General features: G+C 65.4%; 17 protein-coding genes and 1 pseudogene. 11 read left to right on the forward strand and 7 right to left on the reverse strand.

Translation table 11 applies throughout. The features are described 5' to 3' along the window. Window positions 1-56: 56 nt before the first annotated feature. The 5 genes from AB4112_RS29440 to AB4112_RS29460 all read left to right on the forward strand — a co-directional run bounded on the left by AB4112_RS29440 (window position 57) and on the right by AB4112_RS29460 (window position 4559). Window positions 57-1403: an RsmB/NOP family class I SAM-dependent RNA methyltransferase gene (locus AB4112_RS29440; RefSeq protein ID WP_309792455.1), complete on the forward strand. Its 1347-nt coding sequence runs from the start codon at window positions 57-59 to the stop codon at window positions 1401-1403. Then, window positions 1400-1921: a GNAT family N-acetyltransferase gene (locus AB4112_RS29445; protein ID WP_309792453.1), complete on the forward strand. Its 522-nt coding sequence runs from the start codon at window positions 1400-1402 to the stop codon at window positions 1919-1921. The genes AB4112_RS29440 and AB4112_RS29445 overlap by 4 nt, the downstream gene beginning before the upstream one ends. A gap of 6 nt (window positions 1922-1927) precedes the next feature. Then, window positions 1928-2224, forward strand: a complete 297-nt coding sequence (locus tag AB4112_RS29450; protein ID WP_441724738.1) for a DUF1294 domain-containing protein — start codon at window positions 1928-1930, stop codon at window positions 2222-2224. Between the two features lie 115 nt (window positions 2225-2339). Further along, window positions 2340-3914 carry a glutamine-hydrolyzing GMP synthase gene (guaA, locus tag AB4112_RS29455; protein ID WP_441724740.1) on the forward strand — a complete coding sequence of 525 codons (1575 nt, stop codon included), beginning with the start codon at window positions 2340-2342 and terminating at the stop codon, window positions 3912-3914. Between the two features lie 186 nt (window positions 3915-4100). Then, window positions 4101-4559, forward strand: a complete 459-nt coding sequence (locus tag AB4112_RS29460) for a transglycosylase domain-containing protein (RefSeq protein WP_374710602.1) — start codon at window positions 4101-4103, stop codon at window positions 4557-4559. Here the strand turns inward: AB4112_RS29460 and AB4112_RS29465 are convergent. After that, window positions 4476-5138, reverse strand: coding sequence for a hypothetical protein (locus tag AB4112_RS29465; RefSeq protein WP_309792450.1), 663 nt, complete (start codon window positions 5136-5138; stop codon window positions 4476-4478). The genes AB4112_RS29460 and AB4112_RS29465 overlap by 84 nt on opposite strands. 109 nt (window positions 5139-5247) lie before the next feature. Between AB4112_RS29465 and AB4112_RS29470 the strand changes: the two are divergent. After that, window positions 5248-5343 (forward strand): annotated as a pseudogene (locus AB4112_RS29470) (GMP synthase (glutamine-hydrolyzing)); the annotation flags it as partial. A 318-nt stretch (window positions 5344-5661) separates the two neighbouring features. On the opposite strand, the gene AB4112_RS29475 reads toward AB4112_RS29470, so the two are convergent. Continuing rightward, window positions 5662-6567: a LysR substrate-binding domain-containing protein gene (locus AB4112_RS29475; protein WP_441724745.1), complete on the reverse strand. Its 906-nt coding sequence runs from the start codon at window positions 6565-6567 to the stop codon at window positions 5662-5664. Between the two features lie 123 nt (window positions 6568-6690). Here AB4112_RS29475 and AB4112_RS29480 point away from each other — a divergent pair, with 123 nt between their 5' ends. Both AB4112_RS29480 and AB4112_RS29485 read left to right on the forward strand, forming a co-directional pair. Beyond that, window positions 6691-7113 (forward strand): DoxX family protein, encoded by a 423-nt coding sequence (locus tag AB4112_RS29480; protein ID WP_309792447.1) that lies wholly within the window; start codon window positions 6691-6693, stop codon window positions 7111-7113. Between the two features lie 45 nt (window positions 7114-7158). Continuing rightward, window positions 7159-8031, forward strand: a complete 873-nt coding sequence (locus AB4112_RS29485) for an NmrA family NAD(P)-binding protein (RefSeq protein WP_441724748.1) — start codon at window positions 7159-7161, stop codon at window positions 8029-8031. 229 nt (window positions 8032-8260) lie between these two features. Here AB4112_RS29485 and AB4112_RS29490 read toward each other — a convergent pair whose 3' ends face one another. The 5 genes from AB4112_RS29490 to AB4112_RS29510 form a co-directional block, all read right to left on the reverse strand. Continuing rightward, entirely contained in the window at window positions 8261-8893 is a 633-nt protein-coding gene (locus tag AB4112_RS29490; RefSeq protein WP_441724750.1) for a hypothetical protein, read from the reverse strand. A 108-nt stretch (window positions 8894-9001) separates the two neighbouring features. Further along, complete coding sequence (locus AB4112_RS29495) at window positions 9002-9415, reverse strand: nuclear transport factor 2 family protein (protein WP_441724753.1); 414 nt, start codon at window positions 9413-9415, stop codon at window positions 9002-9004. Between the two features lie 84 nt (window positions 9416-9499). After that, complete coding sequence (locus AB4112_RS29500; RefSeq protein ID WP_441724756.1) at window positions 9500-10099, reverse strand: NADPH-dependent F420 reductase; 600 nt, start codon at window positions 10097-10099, stop codon at window positions 9500-9502. A 30-nt stretch (window positions 10100-10129) separates the two neighbouring features. Then, window positions 10130-10882 carry an SDR family NAD(P)-dependent oxidoreductase gene (locus AB4112_RS29505; protein WP_441724759.1) on the reverse strand — a complete coding sequence of 251 codons (753 nt, stop codon included), beginning with the start codon at window positions 10880-10882 and terminating at the stop codon, window positions 10130-10132. A gap of 47 nt (window positions 10883-10929) precedes the next feature. Next, window positions 10930-11664: an SDR family NAD(P)-dependent oxidoreductase gene (locus tag AB4112_RS29510; protein ID WP_441724762.1), complete on the reverse strand. Its 735-nt coding sequence runs from the start codon at window positions 11662-11664 to the stop codon at window positions 10930-10932. Window positions 11665-11935: 271 nt separating this feature from the next. Between AB4112_RS29510 and AB4112_RS29515 the strand changes: the two genes are divergently transcribed. The 3 genes from AB4112_RS29515 (at window position 11936) to AB4112_RS29525 (ending at window position 16027) form a co-directional block, all read left to right on the forward strand. After that, window positions 11936-12832 carry a LysR family transcriptional regulator gene (locus AB4112_RS29515; RefSeq protein WP_309792440.1) on the forward strand — a complete coding sequence of 299 codons (897 nt, stop codon included), beginning with the start codon at window positions 11936-11938 and terminating at the stop codon, window positions 12830-12832. Between the two features lie 290 nt (window positions 12833-13122). Continuing rightward, on the forward strand, window positions 13123-14253 hold the full coding sequence (locus AB4112_RS29520; protein WP_309792439.1) for an ABC transporter substrate-binding protein: 1131 nt from the start codon (window positions 13123-13125) through the stop codon (window positions 14251-14253). 19 nt (window positions 14254-14272) lie between these two features. Further along, window positions 14273-16027, forward strand: a complete 1755-nt coding sequence (locus AB4112_RS29525) for an ABC transporter permease (protein ID WP_309792437.1) — start codon at window positions 14273-14275, stop codon at window positions 16025-16027. The last annotated feature ends 1 nt before the right edge of the window (window position 16028 follow it).

Raw genomic sequence — 16028 nt, forward strand, 5'->3', positions numbered from 1 at the left:
TGGCCCTGGCGGCGGAAGCGCGGTAGAAGGCGCGTTTTCCTGTTACGCTCGAGTCCATGACCCCCTCCGCCCGCATCCAGGCCACGATCGATATCCTCGAGCGTCTCGCCATCGAAAACCGCCCGGCCGATGCCTTGGTCTCGGCCTATTTCCGCACCCGCCGCTTCATCGGCTCGAAGGACCGCAGCGAGGTCGCCGCCCGGGTCTATGCGGTGCTGCGCCACCACGCCCGGCTGGGCTGGTGGCTGGCCCGGGTCGAGGCCGAGGACACGCCGCGCAACCGCGTCATCGCCGAGCTGACCCTGTCCGAGGGCGTGGCGGTGAAGGACATGGGCCGGCTGTTCTCCGGCGAGACCTATGCGCCGATTCCCCTGGACGGCCCCGAGGACAGGCTGGTCAAGGCCACCTCCGGCCAGGCGCTGGACGACGAGGCGATGCCGAAGCCGGTGCGGTCGGAGATCCCGGACTGGGCCTCGCCTTCGCTGGAGGCCATGTTCGGCGACCGCTTCGAGGTCGAGGTCAACGCGCTGCTCGACCAGGCGCCGCTCGACCTCCGGGTCAACGAGCTGCGCGCCGACCGCGACGAGGTGCTGAAGACCCTGCTGGCCGGCAAGCTGGACGTCGTGCCGACGCCGCTGTCGCCGGTCGGCATCCGGGTCAAGGGCCGGCCCCAGCTCGGCCGCCACCCGGCCTTCCAGTCCGGGCTGATCGAGGTGCAGGACGAAGGCTCGCAGCTGATCGCGCTCCTGGTCGACGCCCGGCCGGGCCAGCAGGTGGTGGATTTCTGCTCCGGCGCCGGCGGCAAGGCGCTGGCCCTGGCGGCGCGGATGCGCGGCAAGGGCCGGGTCGTCGCCTGCGACGTGTCCAAGGGCCGGCTCGACCGCGGCAAGGAGCGGCTGCGCCGCGCCGGCATCGACAATGTCGAGCCGCGCCTGTTGGAGAACGAGCGTGACCGTTGGGTGAAGAAGCAGCGCGGCAAGTTCGACCGCGTGCTGGTCGACGTGCCGTGCACCGGCACCGGCGCCTGGCGCCGCAACCCGGATGCGCGCTGGCGGCCGATGGACCTGGAGCGCCTGCTCGGCGTCCAGCGCGAGATCCTGGACAGCGCCGCCCGCCTGGCCAAGCCGGATGGCGGCCGCGTGATCTACGCCACCTGCTCGCTGTTGCGCGAGGAGAACGAGGCCCAGGTCGAAGGCTTCCTGGCGACCCATCCCGACTACCATCTGCTGCCGATCGAGACGATCTGGGACGAGGTGGTGGGCACCGGCCCGGCGCCGACCACCGGCATGCTGCGCCTGTCGCCCGCGGCCAACGGCACCGACGGCTTCTTCGTCGCGGTGATGGAGCGCGGCACCAGCGCCGGAGCGGCGGCCGACATATCGGCGCCCGTCGACCCGGAATGATCCGACGGGCCGGGGTCGCGGATGCGGCCGCGATCGCCGCGATCCACGTCCAGGCCTGGCAGGAGAGCTATCGCGGGCTGATCCCCGACGACTACCTGAACCGGCTCGGCGTCGCCGAACGCACCCGCAGCCATGCGCGCTGGCTGGAGAAGGAGGGGCGGGGGGCGAGCTTCCTGGCGCTCGACGGCCGCCGCCCGGTCGGCTTCGTCCAGTGCGGTCCGGCCCGCGGCGCGCCGCATCCCGGCTGGGGCGAGGTCTACGCCCTCTACCTGCTCGAGGAGGCCAAGGGCCTGGGCCATGGCCGCGCCCTGATGGTGGCCGCGGCCGACCATCTGGCGGAGCAGGGGTGGACGCCCTTCCTGCTGTGGGTCCTGACCGCGAATTTCCGCGCCTTCGGCTTCTACCGCCATCTCGGCGGCGCCGTCTTCGCCGAGAAGATGGAACGCTTCGGCGGTTCCACCCTGGCCGAGAGCGGCTTCCGCTTCGACGGCCGGATCCCGGGCGCGCTGGACGGCTGAGGGCCGATGCCGAGTGTCTGGCCGAGTGTCTGGGCCATCCTGGCGCTGTATCTGCTGGCGATCAGCGTCGTCGCCTTTGCCGCCTTCGCCTGGGACAAAAGCTGCGCCAGGGCCGGCCGGCGCCGGATTCCGGAGCGGACGCTGCTGACCCTGGCGCTGGCCGGCGGCACGCCCGGCGCCATCGCCGGCCAGCGGCTGCTGCGCCACAAGACGCAGAAGCAGCCGTTCCGCTCGCGCCTGCGGTGGATCGCCATCGCCCAGGCGCTGCTGGTCGTGGCGCTATGCGCGCTGGCGATGCTCTGAGCCGCTGCCTCCATCTTCGCGCATGGACGCCTCGCGCCGGGCGCGGGCGCCATCGCTTGTCGTACGGGCGGCGGACGTATAAATCTCCGTCTCACCGCCCGACCCCGGAGTTGCCATGACCGCCCCGACCGCTACGCCGTCGCCGGACCGCGTTCTCATTCTCGATTTCGGCAGCCAGGTCACCCAGCTGATCGCCCGCCGGGTGCGTGAATCCGGCGTCTATTGCGAGATCTGGCCGTTCAACCAGGCCGGCGACGACCGGATCCGGGCCTTCGACCCGCGCGGCATCATCCTGTCGGGCAGCCCGGCCTCGGTCACCGAGGCGGCCTCGCCCCGCGCGCCGCAGCTGGTGTTCGAGCTCGGCATTCCGGTGCTCGGCATCTGCTACGGCCAGCAGACCATGTGCGAGCAGCTCGGCGGCGCGGTCGAGGCGGGGCACCATCGCGAGTTCGGCCGCGCCTGGCTGGATGTGCGCGAGAACTGCACCCTGTTCGACGGCGCCTGGGCGCTCGGCGCGCGCGAGCAGGTGTGGATGAGCCATGGCGACCGGGTCACCCGGCTGCCGGACGGCTTCCGCATCGTCGCCACCAGCGAGAACGCGCCCTTCGCCGCCATCGCCGACGACACCAGGCGTTTCTACGGCGTGCAGTTCCACCCCGAGGTGGTGCACACGCCGCATGGCGCGGCGCTGCTGCGCAACTTCACCCACCATGTCTGCGGCTGCACCGGCCTGTGGACCATGGCCGCCTTCCGCGACCAGGAGATCGCCAAGATCCGCGCCCAGGTCGGCACCGGAAAAGTCATCTGCGGCCTGTCCGGCGGCGTCGACAGCGCCGTGGCGGCGGTGCTGATCCACGAGGCGATCGGCGAGCAGCTGACCTGCATCTTCGTCGACACCGGCCTGATGCGCACCGGCGAGGCGGAGCAGGTGGTGTCGCTGTTCCGCGGCCATTTCAACATCCCGCTGATCCATGTCGATGCGTCGGAAATGTTCCTCGGCCGGCTCGAGGGCATCAGCGACCCCGAGCAGAAGCGCAAGACCATCGGCGCCGCCTTCGTCGAGGTGTTCGACGCCGAGGCGGAGAAGATCGACGGCGCCCGCTTCCTGGCCCAGGGCACCCTCTACCCCGACGTGATCGAGAGCGTGTCCTTCACCGGCGGCCCGTCGGTGACGATCAAGAGCCACCACAATGTCGGCGGCCTGCCGGACCGGATGAAGCTGGCGCTGGTCGAGCCGCTGCGCGAGCTGTTCAAGGACGAGGTCCGGGTGCTGGGGCGCGAGCTCGGCCTGCCCGAGGATTTCGTGGGCCGCCACCCCTTCCCGGGGCCGGGGCTGGGCATCCGCATCCCCGGCGAGATCCGCCGCGACATGCTGGAGATCCTGCGCAAGGCCGATGTGATCTATCTCGAGGAGATCCGCCGCGCCGGCCTGTACGACGCGATCTGGCAGGCCTTCGCCGTGCTGCTGCCGGTGCGCACGGTGGGCGTGATGGGCGACGGCCGCACCTACGACTTCGTCTGCGCGCTCCGGGCCGTGACCTCGACCGACGGCATGACCGCCGACTACTACCCGTTCGACCACGAATTCCTGGGCCGGGTCTCGACCCGCATCGTCAACGAGGTCCGCGGCATCAACCGCGTGGTCTACGACATCACCTCGAAGCCGCCCGGGACGATCGAATGGGAGTGAAGGGGAATCGATGTGTCCCGGCCGAGAAGGCAATATCCATCTCTACGGCGATGGTTGCTTAAGCTCCATGTCGACCTGCTAACGATAGATGGCGTCATCGATCCGTTTGCCGCCGCTTATCCAGCCGAGTTGAGTACCTTTGAGCGCCTCGTTCTGACCCTGGAGGATCGTCGATTCTTCAAACATATGGGGATCGATTGGCGGCGACTTGTCCGCGAAGGGTGCAGAGCAGTCGCTTTCCAAAAGCACGGCGGCGCAAGCACAATCGACATGCAGCTCGTGCGAACTGCGACAGGCTATCGGGACCGGAAAATCCGGCGGAAATTACACGAAGCGCTTCTCGCCTACATTATCCAGCATCGATATTCGAAGCTCGAAATACTCCGATCATATTTGCGAATCGCTTATTTCGGAACTGGCATGAAAGGTAGCGAGGCGGCTGCCTATCGACTTTACAATATGCATCCGACACAATTGAACGTTGATCAGGCCGCGAGCGTCGCCGCGATGCTGGTTTTTCCGCGTCCTCGCGATCCTGGCGAGGGTTGGACGCGCAAGCATTTACGAAGGGCGAATTACATAAAAGCGGTCTACGCGCGATACAAAGAGCGCTTTGACAAGATCGAGGAAAGAATATTCTCCTAGACTTGATTCCGAGTAGGGAAGTCGCCGACCGAAGTAAATTTCCTCGCGTCGATGTTCGACGATGTCGGTCAGATCGCGCAAAAATGCATACGTTGCGGCCTGTACGCTGTTGAGCCGGGCTTTCGGCTCGATCAAATCGGACCAGTTAGGAGACGCGCCGCTCGCCCGCTCCCGCAGCACCTGTTCGATTGATTGGCCAGCATGATAAAAGCGCTGGTGAACTTCCCGCTCGAAGCGAAGAGTGCGGCTGTAATCGACAGCCAGCCTGATCCGTAGATAGATTGAATTGAGTGCTCCATTCCATATGAAAAGCTGCTCTCGATAGGTTGTCAGCGCTTCGTTGCTGTCCTGGCTGGAGTTTGGCGCCAACGAGCCGATGAGGCGGCGCATGGCGTTGTGCCGATCTGCCGACTTGGTTGAAATTTCCTCCAAAAGCTTTTTCAGCTCTTCCAGTTCTGCTTGGTACCCGAGTTGGCGTTGCTGCGCGCGCCACACCCCGAGCTGCCATCGCTGCACCAGGAAGTTTCCGACGATGCCGGTAACGATTGCGCCTACAAGTATGGGCCAGATAGCAGCCATCTTCAGTTATCCGAACTAGGTGCGGGTTGAGGATAGCTGACCCCGCGCAAATAGTCAGTGTTGAATGCCGATTTCGTTTAATGCCAATGCCTTATCGGTTAGGATCACGCGGGTCTCGACCCGCATCGTCAACGAGGTTCGCGACATCAACCGCGTAGTCTACGACATCACCTTGAAGCCGCCCGGGACGATCGATTGGGAGTGAGGGGGCAACCGACGGCGACAGCATAGTTGGGGCGGCGAATTTCGCTGCCGTGCTGCTGCTCTGTCGATCCCTTCGTCACTGGCTCGGAAGCTCTTCTATGTCCGCGTTCTCGGGTCGCTTGCAGAACCGATCTGCGCGCAATCCTCGGAGTATGCAAAGTGCCTTCGGTGGGAGGGATATGGCGTAGAATGGCGTGCAAATTGGCGGATCTGGTTTGCGCCCATCCTCGCCGTTCCCGGGCAAAGTGAGCCGTTCCCAAACCGACAGACGTAACTTCAGAATGTTGATTTCGAGGGCCGGACGAAGATGTTCGTCTCGCTATTCCAGATACGGCGTCAGCACATCTTCGATCCATTTCATGAATGCGCGGACTCGGCGCGACAGATTACTCCGATGGGCTACGACGAGGGACACGTCGAGCGCCCGGCGACGAAAATCGGGTATGATCTCCACAAGCGCTCCACTCTCCAAGTATCGGCCAATCCCCAAGAGCGGCGCCTGAATCAGGCCAAGGCCGGCGAGGGCAGCGGCTTCGTAGGTCTGCGCGCTGTTGACGTGCAGCGCCCCTGGCAACCGAAGCGTCGCGTAGCTGTCGCCGTCCGGATATTCCCATCCATAGGGTCTTGCGCCCAGCACCGCCGAAAAATGAATTGTCCGATGTTCCTGACGCTCGAGATCTTCCAGCGATCGAGGGACGCCATAGCGCGCCAGATAGGCGGGACTGGCAGCGTTGACCATGCGCAACTTGCCCAGAGGGCGGGCAATCAGCGTCTCGTCCCTGATAGGTCCCAGCCGCAATACACAGTCGAAGCCCTCTTGAACCAGATCGACTTGCCGATCCGTACTCGACACCTCCAGCTCCAACTCCGGGTGAGCCGCCATGAAATCCGGCAAGGCCGGCACGACCGTTGAGCGCGCCACCTCGGTCGGAAGATCGACCCGTAAACGCCCGCGGAGCGCCACGCGATCGCTTGCGAACATCGAATGCAGGTCATCGACTTCGGCAAGCAGATCGCGAGCGCGGGCATGAAAGACCCGTCCGTCCTCCGTCAACTGCACGCTGCGCGTCGTCCGGTGCAGAAGTCTGACACCGACATCTTCTTCCAGCTTCCGGACCGCCGTCGAGGCCCGTCCCTTCTGAATGCCCAGGCTATCGGCCGCGCGTGTGAAGCTCCCCATTTCCGCGACCGTTACGAAAATGAGGATGGGTTCGAGATTCTGCATTTTCGGGCCTCGTCATTGTTCACCGCAGAGAGAACAGTGAGTTCATTTCTTCGGTGTTTATCATATTCCATAGGCACAGTAAGCAGTGCGCCTCGAAGGCAGTAACCCTTCGGAGAACCACAAATGTCTGAAACGATGAACCCACATCAGGCGCCTGACGCCATGACCTTGCATCGCGCCCTGTGGGCCGGCCGAATCATGAGCGCGTTTGTCGTTATCGCTCTGGTGGCAGACGGCACTATTCAGCTTTTTGCGCCGGCGCAGATCGCCAGCATGTTGCAGGAAACCGGGTTCGCGATGGACCTGACCCATGTCGTGGGTCCGATCATCCTCGCCTGCGCCATCCTTTACGCGATCCCGGCCACCGCCGTCCTCGGCGCGATCCTGGTGACGGGCTTTCTGGGAGGCGCCATCTGCGCTCATGTCCGCATCGGTGAGTTGGGGTCTCCGCCGGAAATCGTTTCCCTGCTTCTGGGGGCGCTGACATGGGGCGGCCTCTACGCGCGCGATCCCCGTATCCGGGCTCTTCTGCCGCTCAACCGTTGAACCAACTGGGGCAGTGCGCTGTCCCTCAAGATCAGGTGAAAACACATGTTTCTAGTAATGGGAATCACGGGAAAAGTCGGCGGCTCGACGGCACGGCATTTGCTGGCGCAAGGCAAAAAGGTCCGTGCGCTGGTCCGCGACCGCGCGAAGGGGGCAAGCTGGACGGACCAGGGCGTGGAACTGGTCGACGGCGATTGGAACGATGCGGCCGCCATCGAGCGGGCGCTCAAGGGCGTCGACGGCGCGTTCGTCATGTTGCCCGCTGTCTGGGCGCCGTCGCCCGATTTCAAAGAAGCAAAGGGTGTGATTGCAAGCTATGTCGAGGCGCTCACCAGGGCCGCGCCGCCGCGGGTGGTCGCGCTCTCGTCGATGGGGGCAAACAGGACCAGCGGATTGGGGATGATCACGGCGCTGTCGCTGCTGGAGCAGGGCTTTCGCGACCTGGCATCGCCAATCGCCTTCGTGCGCGCCGGCGGGTTCTTCGAGAACTTCCTTTACGGCCTGCACGTCGCCCAGGGCGGCACGCTGCCCGTCTACTACGCTCCGACCAACCGGAAATCGACGATGGTCGCAACCAACGACATCGGCGCTGAAGTGGCGACGCTGCTGATCGGGCCGGCGTGGTCGGGGAGTCGCATCGTCGAGCTAGGCTCGATGGTCAGCGCGGATGAAGTCGCGGCTCAGTTGGGCGAAGTCATGCAGCGCGACGTCAAGGCGTTTGCCGTCCCACGGGCCGGGTGGCCAGCAGCGTTGGAGCAACTCGGCATTCCGAAGGGCCAGACCGGACCGGCCGAAGCGATGTTCGAGGCCGTCAACGCGGGCTGGATGGACCTTGGCGTCAGGGACACGGAGCACGTAGCGGGTACGACGTCCGCACGCGATGTATTCGAGGCTGCACAGAACGCCGCCAAGGTGTAAGGCTCGGGCATGAGAGGAACCGCGTGCTGGCAGAGTGTGCGTGGCGCATCGTGCAGACTCTTGCGAGCCGTGACGGTCTTTTGCCGACGGGGCCATCGTAAAGGCACACCGCTCCGTCGGGCGTCTCCCCGCTCTTCGAACGGCGCCCATGCGCCGTCAGGCCCACCCCAACCTTCGCGACGCTGTGGCCTTCAGATATCCGGTCGCGCGAAGTCGGCGCCGGGACCTGTCAGGGCTTCACGAACCGATAGGCGAAGCGATCGGTCTCGCCCTTGATCGAGGGATCGAACACCTTGATCGCGTGCGGATCGTCCTCGTTCGCGAGCATGGTGCTTTCCGCGTCCAGTACGAAGCCGGCCGCCTCCACCTCCTTGCGGACGGAGGCAGGGTCGATCCGATGCAGCGACTGGGTGTCGCCCGTGCCCGACCCAGCGGCGGCGGCGTGGTCGACGATGACGTAGAACCCACCCGGCTTAAGCCGCTCGTAGACGGCTCGATTGAAGTCGGCCGCTGTCGCGCCCTTGTCCTGGATCAGCGCGGTGTGGAGATCGTGATAGAACAGGTGCAGCCACAGGACATCCGCGGGCTGCGTGGCCTCCGGCATCGCCACGAGGTCCGCCGAGACGGCTTCGACGTTCTCTCGGCCCGGCTCCTTCGCAAGCGTCCGCATGCGGCCGACCGGATCGTTCTTGAAGTGGGCGACTTCGGCCGGCACGAAGCTGTAGACCCGTCCTTCGGGGCCCACGATGTCGGAGAAGAGACGGGTCCAGTCGCCGTCGCCCGGGTAAACGTCGATCACGGTGGAGCCCGCACCGATGCGGGCGAACCGGATCAGCTCGGATAGCTTGGATTGGTCGTACATCGAAATCTCCCTTGCGGTTGGGCATGCGGCGAGCGGGCGGCGTGCGAGGAGGGCAATCCACGGCTGATCCACCGTCTACCCCGACCCGATGGCTGTAGAGGGCCGGCGCTACCCAGGCTCGGACGCGTCTATCTGGGAGGCCCGGGCCAGTGCTTGCGTGTCGACATACTCCCGGATGTTGGTCAGTCTGCCGTCCCGGACCGTGATGGCGAAGATCCAGTCGTCCTCGAACGTCTTGTTCGTGGCTTTGATCTTTCCCCTCGTGAAGCCGACGACGAGGACCCGGTCTCCTTGCGCCACGAACTCCCGGGGTTCCGTGGACGTCTCTATCGACTTGGATGCCGTCTCAAGCAAATCCGCCAGCCCGGCGTGTCCGTGACGCGTTCCGGCCAGCGGCCAGTCTTCGCCCGGAATGATCCACTCGATGTCTTCGGCGACCAGCGCCAGCAGAGCCTCCCTGTCGCCGCGTCCGACCGCGGCGAAGAAGTCCTTCACGGTCTGGATGTTCTTCTCAATGCTCATGGGAATTTCTCCATCTCGCACGGATCGGATCGCCCTCGACCCGATCCGTGCATCGTGGCCCTGCCGGTGAGCCCATCGTGTTCATCAGTCGAACTTGACCAAGTCCTTGAAGATCAGATGACCCCAGCTATTTCCGCGCGCCTGGACCAGCAGCCCGCCTTCCGAAAGCCCGCCAAGTTTGATCGGCGAGAAACCGAGATTTTCCGCAAGTGCGCCAATCTCATCTGCCGCGCCGTCATCGTCGCTCGCCAGGAACACGACTCTCCTGCCCCCATGTACCGCCGGATCTTGGTCAAGTGTGGCAGCACCCAAATGGTTGAAGCCCTTGACCAGCTTGGCGCCCGTGAAGGCCCGCGCCACGTTCTTGGCGGAGGATTGGTCCACCAGCTCGTCGGGTGACACGCCGTAGGCATTGGTCACATCGACGATCGTCTTCCCCTGCCAGGCGGGGAGCGCCTTCGCGACGTCCGGGTGCGCCTCGAAACGGACGGCCAAAAAGATGACGTCCGCCTTGACGGCTTCGGCCAGTGTTTTGGGAATGATCGTGGGTCCGATCGCGGCCGCGTCGGCTGCAAAGCTTTCCGGGTCGCGCGTGGTGGCCACGGACGCCTCGATGCCCTTGCGGGCAAATGCCTTGGCGAGGGCTCGGCCGATCTTGCCGAAGCCAATAATTGCGTAGCTCATAATGGTTATCCGATCTCTTGTGACGCCGGGTCAGACCTGAGCCATGCCTCCATCGACGGCGAGGTCCACGCCGGTGATGTAAGAGCTTTCGTCAGAAGCAAGGAACGTGACGGCATTCGCGATTTCTTCTGGCTTACCTCTGCGACCCATCGGGACCTGCGAAGCAAATTGGGCGGCCGCTTGTTCGGCTTGCTCGGGGGTAAGGCCCGTCGTCGTCTCCAACGCCGGGGTCTCGGTGGGTCCGGGGCTCATTGAATTCACGCGGATCTTGCGATCCTTCAGCTCCAGTGTCCAAGCGCGCGCGAAGCTTCGCACCGCGGCCTTACTCGCGGCGTAGGTGCTGAATCCTGGCAGCCCCAACACGTTGGAGACCGAGGAGGTCAGGATGATCGAACCGCCGTCTTTGAAGAGCGGAAGCGACTTCTGGACCGTAAAGAACAGCCCCTTCACATTCACATCGAAGGTCTGGTCGAAATGGGCCTCAGTCGCCGCCGCGAGCGGTGCGATCGTCCCCGCGCCTGCGTTCGCGAAGAGAATGTCGATGTGACCATGTTTCTCCTTCACGACGGCATAGAGCCGGTCCAGATCCTCCAGGCGCGACACGTCGCCCACGACCGTCGTAACGTTTCCCGCAATGGAGGCTGCGGCCTCTTTCAGCTCCTTCTCTCGTCGGCCGGTGATCACGACGTGCGCGCCTTCTGCCACGAAGCGCTTGGCTGTGGCCAACCCGATCCCGCTGCTTCCGCCGGTGATGACAGCGACTTTGCCTTCAAGTTTTTTCATGATGTTCTATCCTTCGTTTGTGGCCCAGACGCGGGACCGCGCCGGGGTCAGAGCTGCGCCAGGCCGCCGTCGACGGCGACTTCGCTGGCGGTCATGAAGCTGCTGTCCGACGATGCGAGAAAGGCCGCCACGGCCCCGATCTCCGCCGGATCGGCCATGCGCTGGAGCGGAGTCATCGAGGCGAAGGCCTTCTGGCCCTCCTCGCCCAGCGCTTCCTTCGCGAGTTCGGTCGCCGTCGCCCCGGGCGACAGCACATTCACCCGGATGCCGGTGCCCTTGAGGTCCTCCGCCCAGGTCCGCGCGAGGTTGCGCACTGCCGCCTTGCTCGCGCTGTAGGCGGTGAATGCCGGGGCGCCCGTGGTGCCGGCGCTCGATCCGGTCAGGATGATCGAGCCGCCCTGGCCCATCAGCGGCAGCGCCTTCTGGACCGTGAAGATCGTACCCTTCACATTGGTGTCGAAGGTTTCGTCAATGTGCTCGGCGGTGATCTCGCCGAGCCGAAGCGGGCTTCCCGCCCCGGCATTGGCGAAGACGATGTCGAGGGTTCCACGCTCGGCCTTCACCGCCGCGTAAAGCCGGTCGAGGTCGGCCTCGTCGGAGACCGAGCCCTTCACCGCGCGGGCACTGGGCCCGAGGTCGGTCACGGCGGCGTCGAGCGCTTCCTGCCGGCGGCCGAAGATGAAGACGAAGGCGCCCTCCTCGATGAAGCGCTTTGCCGCGGCGAGGCCGATGCCGGTAGCGCCGCCGGTGATTACGGCGGTCTTTCCATTCAATCTGGTCATGACGTGCATCCTTCCAGGCTTTCGCCTTGATCATTGGGGGGACGCCCCCGAGCACCTCAACGTGGGTACGCTGAGGTCAGGCGTTGAGCGCGGAAGCGCGCACATCGGTGGTGCGAAATCGATCCGGTGGTCTGCTAACACCAGCCGCGACGATAAGTGCCCGCCGTTCGGAATTGGGCCGTGCTGGTCGACCTGTGCCACGATGACCGTCCGTACGGCTGCACGACGAGTTAAGGCTTGGAGAACGCGCCGCGCGGTGCAAGGTTGCACCATGATCGACTGGGATGACGTTCGCTACTTTCTTGCCGTCGCGCGCGGAGGCTCGGTGCGGGCCGCCGCCCAGCGCCTCGGGGTGAATCACTCGACCGTGCTGCGGCGCGTCGCCCAGCTCGAGGAGCGCCTCGGGGCGCAGATGTTCGAGAAGCTGCCTTCGGGCTACCGCCTGACGGCTGCGGGCGAGGAGGTCCTCGAGCTCGCGAACCAGATGGAAGCGTCGTCGCTCCAGCTGGAGACGCGGGTCTTCGGGCGCGACCAGAGCGTGCGCGGGCTTCTGCGGGTGACGCTGGCGCCGCCCCTCGCGACACACCTGCTCATGCCGGACTTCGCCGATTTCGCGCGTCTGCATCCGGACATCGAGATGGAAATCCTGTCGTCCGGCGAGCTGGCAAACCTGACCAACCGAGAGGCCGACGTCGCGATCCGCGTCGTCTACGACCGCAAAACCCTGCCGCTCAATCTTCACGGCCTGAAGGGACCGGAGCTGTTCGGCGGTGTCTACATGTCCCGCGCTCGGCTGGCCGCGTGGCGTGCGGGTGCGCCGGATCCCATCCGGTGGATCGTCATAAGCATGCATGGCATCCCGGACTGGGCCCGCGAGGGCGAGGTTCGCACCACAGGGGTTCCGTTCAGGACCACGGACGGCGAGGCGCAGATCGTGGCAGCCCGGCAAGGGCTCGGGATGACGATACTGCCGTGCTTCGTCGGAGATGCCGACCCCCTGCTGGTGAGGGTGCCGGGCACCGGCCTGTACATGCATGGAACGCTCTGGCTTCTCACGCAGGGGGAGACACGCAAGACGAAGCGCGTGCGGCTCTTCACCGAGTTCGTATCCCGCAGGCTCGCCGTGTACGCGCCGCTTCTCACGGGGCTGTCCATATCGCGCGATTGATGCGCGGCAGGGAGCCGATGGCGGAGTACCCCGCGGGGCCTTTCTCGCTGCCATCCTGATAGGGCATCATCAGGACGCGTGCGCGGCTCGACTTCTGGCGCAAAGCTCGGCTGCGGCAACTGGCATCGGTAAGACGATGCCACTTCGGCATCAATTCACGCCGTATCGGCATTGGCCTCGCCTGATCCTGCTGTCTATCGTGACAAGCAATCTCGGCAAACTGCCCGAAAAGAGAAGATCGACAGGATAAACTCCTGTCGGCCGATATAAATCAAATGGGGAGACGCTTGATGGAGACGCTGAGTCGGCGTTCGGCGATTTCGCTTGCCCTGGCAACCCCGCTGTTGACTGTGAAATGGCGGCCGGCCGCGGCCGCCGCGCTGCCGGATTACTATCCGGCCGATTATTCCGGCGTGATCGAAGCCTCCAAGGCCGAGAGCGGCATCCTGGTCTACTCCAATGTCGGCGAGATGAACTGGCGCCCGGTGCTGCAGCAGTTCAGTGCGCTGTATCCCTGGATCAAGGTGCAGACGCTCGACCTCAGCAGCAACGAGGTCTTCGAGCGCTATTACGCGGAGCAGGCGACCGGCAAGAGCGCGGTCGACATGGTCGTGTCGCACAGCGCCGCGACCTGGCTCGACTTCGTCGACAAGGGCAATGCCGAACCCTTCCAGTCTGCCGAGGACAGCCATCTGCCGGACTGGTCCCGGCCGGCGCCGAACATCTACACCATCTCGGTCGATCCCTACGTCATTGCCTACAACAAGCTGCTGCTGCCGGAAGCGCAGTGGCCGAAGTCGATCGGCGACATCGTCAAGCTGGTGAAGGACAATCCGGGCCAGTTCGACCGCAAGATCGCCACCGGCCAGCCGATGGCCAGCGCGGCCAGCCAGAACATGATGGCCCACTACGTCAACGCGGTCGGCGAAGAGCGCGCGCTGGCGGAATTCTCGGCCCTCGGCCCGATCTCCGACCTGTACCGCTCGGCCGGCCCGATCATGGAGAAGATCACCACCGGCGAGTACCTGATCGGCTACCGCCTGTCGGGCATCCAGCTGTTCCCGCTGATCGCCGACCCGACCCGCGCCAGCGTGCTCGGCTGGGCGTTCCCGGCCGACGGCACGCTCATGCTGATGCGCCACATCGCCATGGCGAAGACGGTCAAGAACCGCAATTCGACCCGGCTGCTGATCGATTTCGTCCTGTCGCGGGACGGGCAGGTGGCCCTGGCCTCCGGCGGGCTGATGCCCTACCGCAGCGATGTCAGCCTGCCGGACGGGCCGAACGGCTACACCTACCAGAAGATCGCCCAGCAGATCGGCGAGAAGAACATCATCCGCACCACCTTCGAGCCCCGGCTGCTGCGCCCGCCGCAGGAGCTGGTCGACAAGGTGAACGCCGCCTACAAGGTCCAGGGCTGAGCGGCGGGGCCCGGTCGTCATGGCACAGGCTCGACCGGCAGGCGCCGGCTATAGCGGGGCGCCAGGCTTCGGCACGCATCGCGACACCCCGGTGGCCCGGCTCTGGCGCTTCTGGCGCAACCGGCTGCCGCTGGTGGTGCGCTGGGCCATCGCCCTGTTCCTGCTGGCGCTGCTGATCTCCCCGATGCTGCCGCTGCTGTACCAGGCCTTCATCGACCGTCCGCTCTACGAGGACGGCCAGGTCTGGACGCTGCAGAACTTCCGGGAGCTCGTCTCCGACCCCAACTTCCAGTCGGCCTGCGTCAACACGCTGTGGTTCGCGATTCTCGGCACCGCGATCTCGACCACCACCGGCTTCATCGTGGCCCTGGCGCTGGAACGGTTCGACCTGCCGTTCCGCCGCACGCTGAAGATCCTGTTCCTGTCGCCGATCTTCATCTCGGCGCTGATCCTCGCCTTCTCCTGGTCGATGCTGTACGGGCCCAGCGGCTATGCCGCGATCCTGCTCAAGGCGTCGCTCGGGGTCAGCCTGCCGAACCTCAACTCGCTGGTCGGGATGAGCGTGCTGGCCGGGGTGTCCGCGGCGCCGATCAGCTACCTGTTCTTCGCCTCGGCGATGCGGAACATCCCGCCGACGCTGGAGGACGCGGCGCGGACCGCCGGCGCCACACCGCTGCGGGCGGTGCTCGGCGTCGTCCTGCCGCTGATGCGGCCGTCGCTGATCTACTGCATCCTGCTCAACCTCGTCATGAAGTTCGACCAGCTCGCCGTGCCGCTGGTGGTGGGCGAGCCTGCGCGGATCAAGGTGCTGGCGACCTATCTCTACGAGAAGGGGCTGCAGACCCAGTCCGACTACGGCATCGTCAGCGCCACGGCGGTGGTGATGCTGGTCGTGGTCCAGGTCGTGATCGCGCTGCAGAAATACGCGCTGGGCGACGTCCGGCGCTACACCACGATCGGCGGCCGCAGCATGAAGCGCGGCATGATCCGGCTGGGCGCCGCCGGCTGGGCCGTCTCCGGCGCGCTGCTGGCCTACACGCTGCTGACCACCGGCATCCCCAGCGCCTTCCTGATCCTGCGCTCCTTCTGCTCCTTCATGTCGCCGCTGATCCCGATCAGCCAGGTGCTGACGCTGGACAATTTCCGGCTGGTGCTGGGCTACGACGCCTATGTCCGCAGCATCATCAACACCATCATCATCGCCACGGTCGGCGGCTTCGGCGCCCTGGTCCTGACCTTCGCCTCCAGCGTCGTCGCCTACCGCTCGCCGCCGCTGCTGCGCCGGGTGGTCGAGCAGACGGCCTTCATCCCGCGCGCCATCCCCGGCATGGTGGTCGGCATCGGCATCTTCTACGCGGCGGTGATCCTGCCCGGCGGCGGCTACCTGCGCGGCAGCCTGGCGATCCTGATGATCGCCTTCACCATCCGCTACTTCTCGGGCGGCTTCGCCGTGCTGGGGCCGTCCTTCCACCAGATCGGCCAGGATCTCGAACGCGCGGTCCGGGTGGCGGGCGGGGGCGAGATGCGCTCGATCTGGGCGGTCACCATCCCGCTGCTGCGCCCGGCGCTGGTCGGCTGCTTCCTGCTGTACTTCGTGCAGTTCTTCAAGGAATACGCGGCCGCATCCTTCCTGTTCGGGCCTGACACGGCAGTGGTCGGCACCACGATGCTGCAGCTCGACCTGATGGGCAATCTCGGCCCCGTCGCCGCGCTGTCGGTCATCGTCCTGGCGCTGACGCTGCCGATCGCGGTGCTCGTCTATGCCAAGGATTGAG

This window comes from Inquilinus sp. 2KB_23 (genome assembly GCF_052115705.1).
GTDB lineage: Bacteria > Pseudomonadota > Alphaproteobacteria > DSM-16000 > Inquilinaceae > Inquilinus > Inquilinus ginsengisoli_A.

Bases quoted from the DNA above. Each gene is read 5' to 3' on its own strand.
- AB4112_RS29440 (WP_309792455.1), top strand. From the start codon at position 57: ATGACCCCCTCCGCCCGCATCCAGGCCACGATCGATATCCTCGAGCGT.
- AB4112_RS29445 (WP_309792453.1), top strand. From the start codon at position 1,400: ATGATCCGACGGGCCGGGGTCGCGGATGCGGCCGCGATCGCCGCGATC.
- AB4112_RS29450 (WP_441724738.1), top strand. From the start codon at position 1,928: ATGCCGAGTGTCTGGCCGAGTGTCTGGGCCATCCTGGCGCTGTATCTG.
- guaA (WP_441724740.1), top strand. From the start codon at position 2,340: ATGACCGCCCCGACCGCTACGCCGTCGCCGGACCGCGTTCTCATTCTC.
- AB4112_RS29460 (WP_374710602.1), top strand. From the start codon at position 4,101: ATGGGGATCGATTGGCGGCGACTTGTCCGCGAAGGGTGCAGAGCAGTC.
- AB4112_RS29465 (WP_309792450.1), bottom strand. From the start codon at position 5,138: ATGGCTGCTATCTGGCCCATACTTGTAGGCGCAATCGTTACCGGCATC.
- AB4112_RS29475 (WP_441724745.1), bottom strand. From the start codon at position 6,567: ATGCAGAATCTCGAACCCATCCTCATTTTCGTAACGGTCGCGGAAATG.
- AB4112_RS29480 (WP_309792447.1), top strand. From the start codon at position 6,691: ATGTCTGAAACGATGAACCCACATCAGGCGCCTGACGCCATGACCTTG.
- AB4112_RS29485 (WP_441724748.1), top strand. From the start codon at position 7,159: ATGTTTCTAGTAATGGGAATCACGGGAAAAGTCGGCGGCTCGACGGCA.
- AB4112_RS29490 (WP_441724750.1), bottom strand. From the start codon at position 8,893: ATGTACGACCAATCCAAGCTATCCGAGCTGATCCGGTTCGCCCGCATC.
- AB4112_RS29495 (WP_441724753.1), bottom strand. From the start codon at position 9,415: ATGAGCATTGAGAAGAACATCCAGACCGTGAAGGACTTCTTCGCCGCG.
- AB4112_RS29500 (WP_441724756.1), bottom strand. From the start codon at position 10,099: ATGAGCTACGCAATTATTGGCTTCGGCAAGATCGGCCGAGCCCTCGCC.
- AB4112_RS29505 (WP_441724759.1), bottom strand. From the start codon at position 10,882: ATGAAAAAACTTGAAGGCAAAGTCGCTGTCATCACCGGCGGAAGCAGC.
- AB4112_RS29510 (WP_441724762.1), bottom strand. From the start codon at position 11,664: ATGACCAGATTGAATGGAAAGACCGCCGTAATCACCGGCGGCGCTACC.
- AB4112_RS29515 (WP_309792440.1), top strand. From the start codon at position 11,936: ATGATCGACTGGGATGACGTTCGCTACTTTCTTGCCGTCGCGCGCGGA.
- AB4112_RS29520 (WP_309792439.1), top strand. From the start codon at position 13,123: ATGGAGACGCTGAGTCGGCGTTCGGCGATTTCGCTTGCCCTGGCAACC.
- AB4112_RS29525 (WP_309792437.1), top strand. From the start codon at position 14,273: ATGGCACAGGCTCGACCGGCAGGCGCCGGCTATAGCGGGGCGCCAGGC.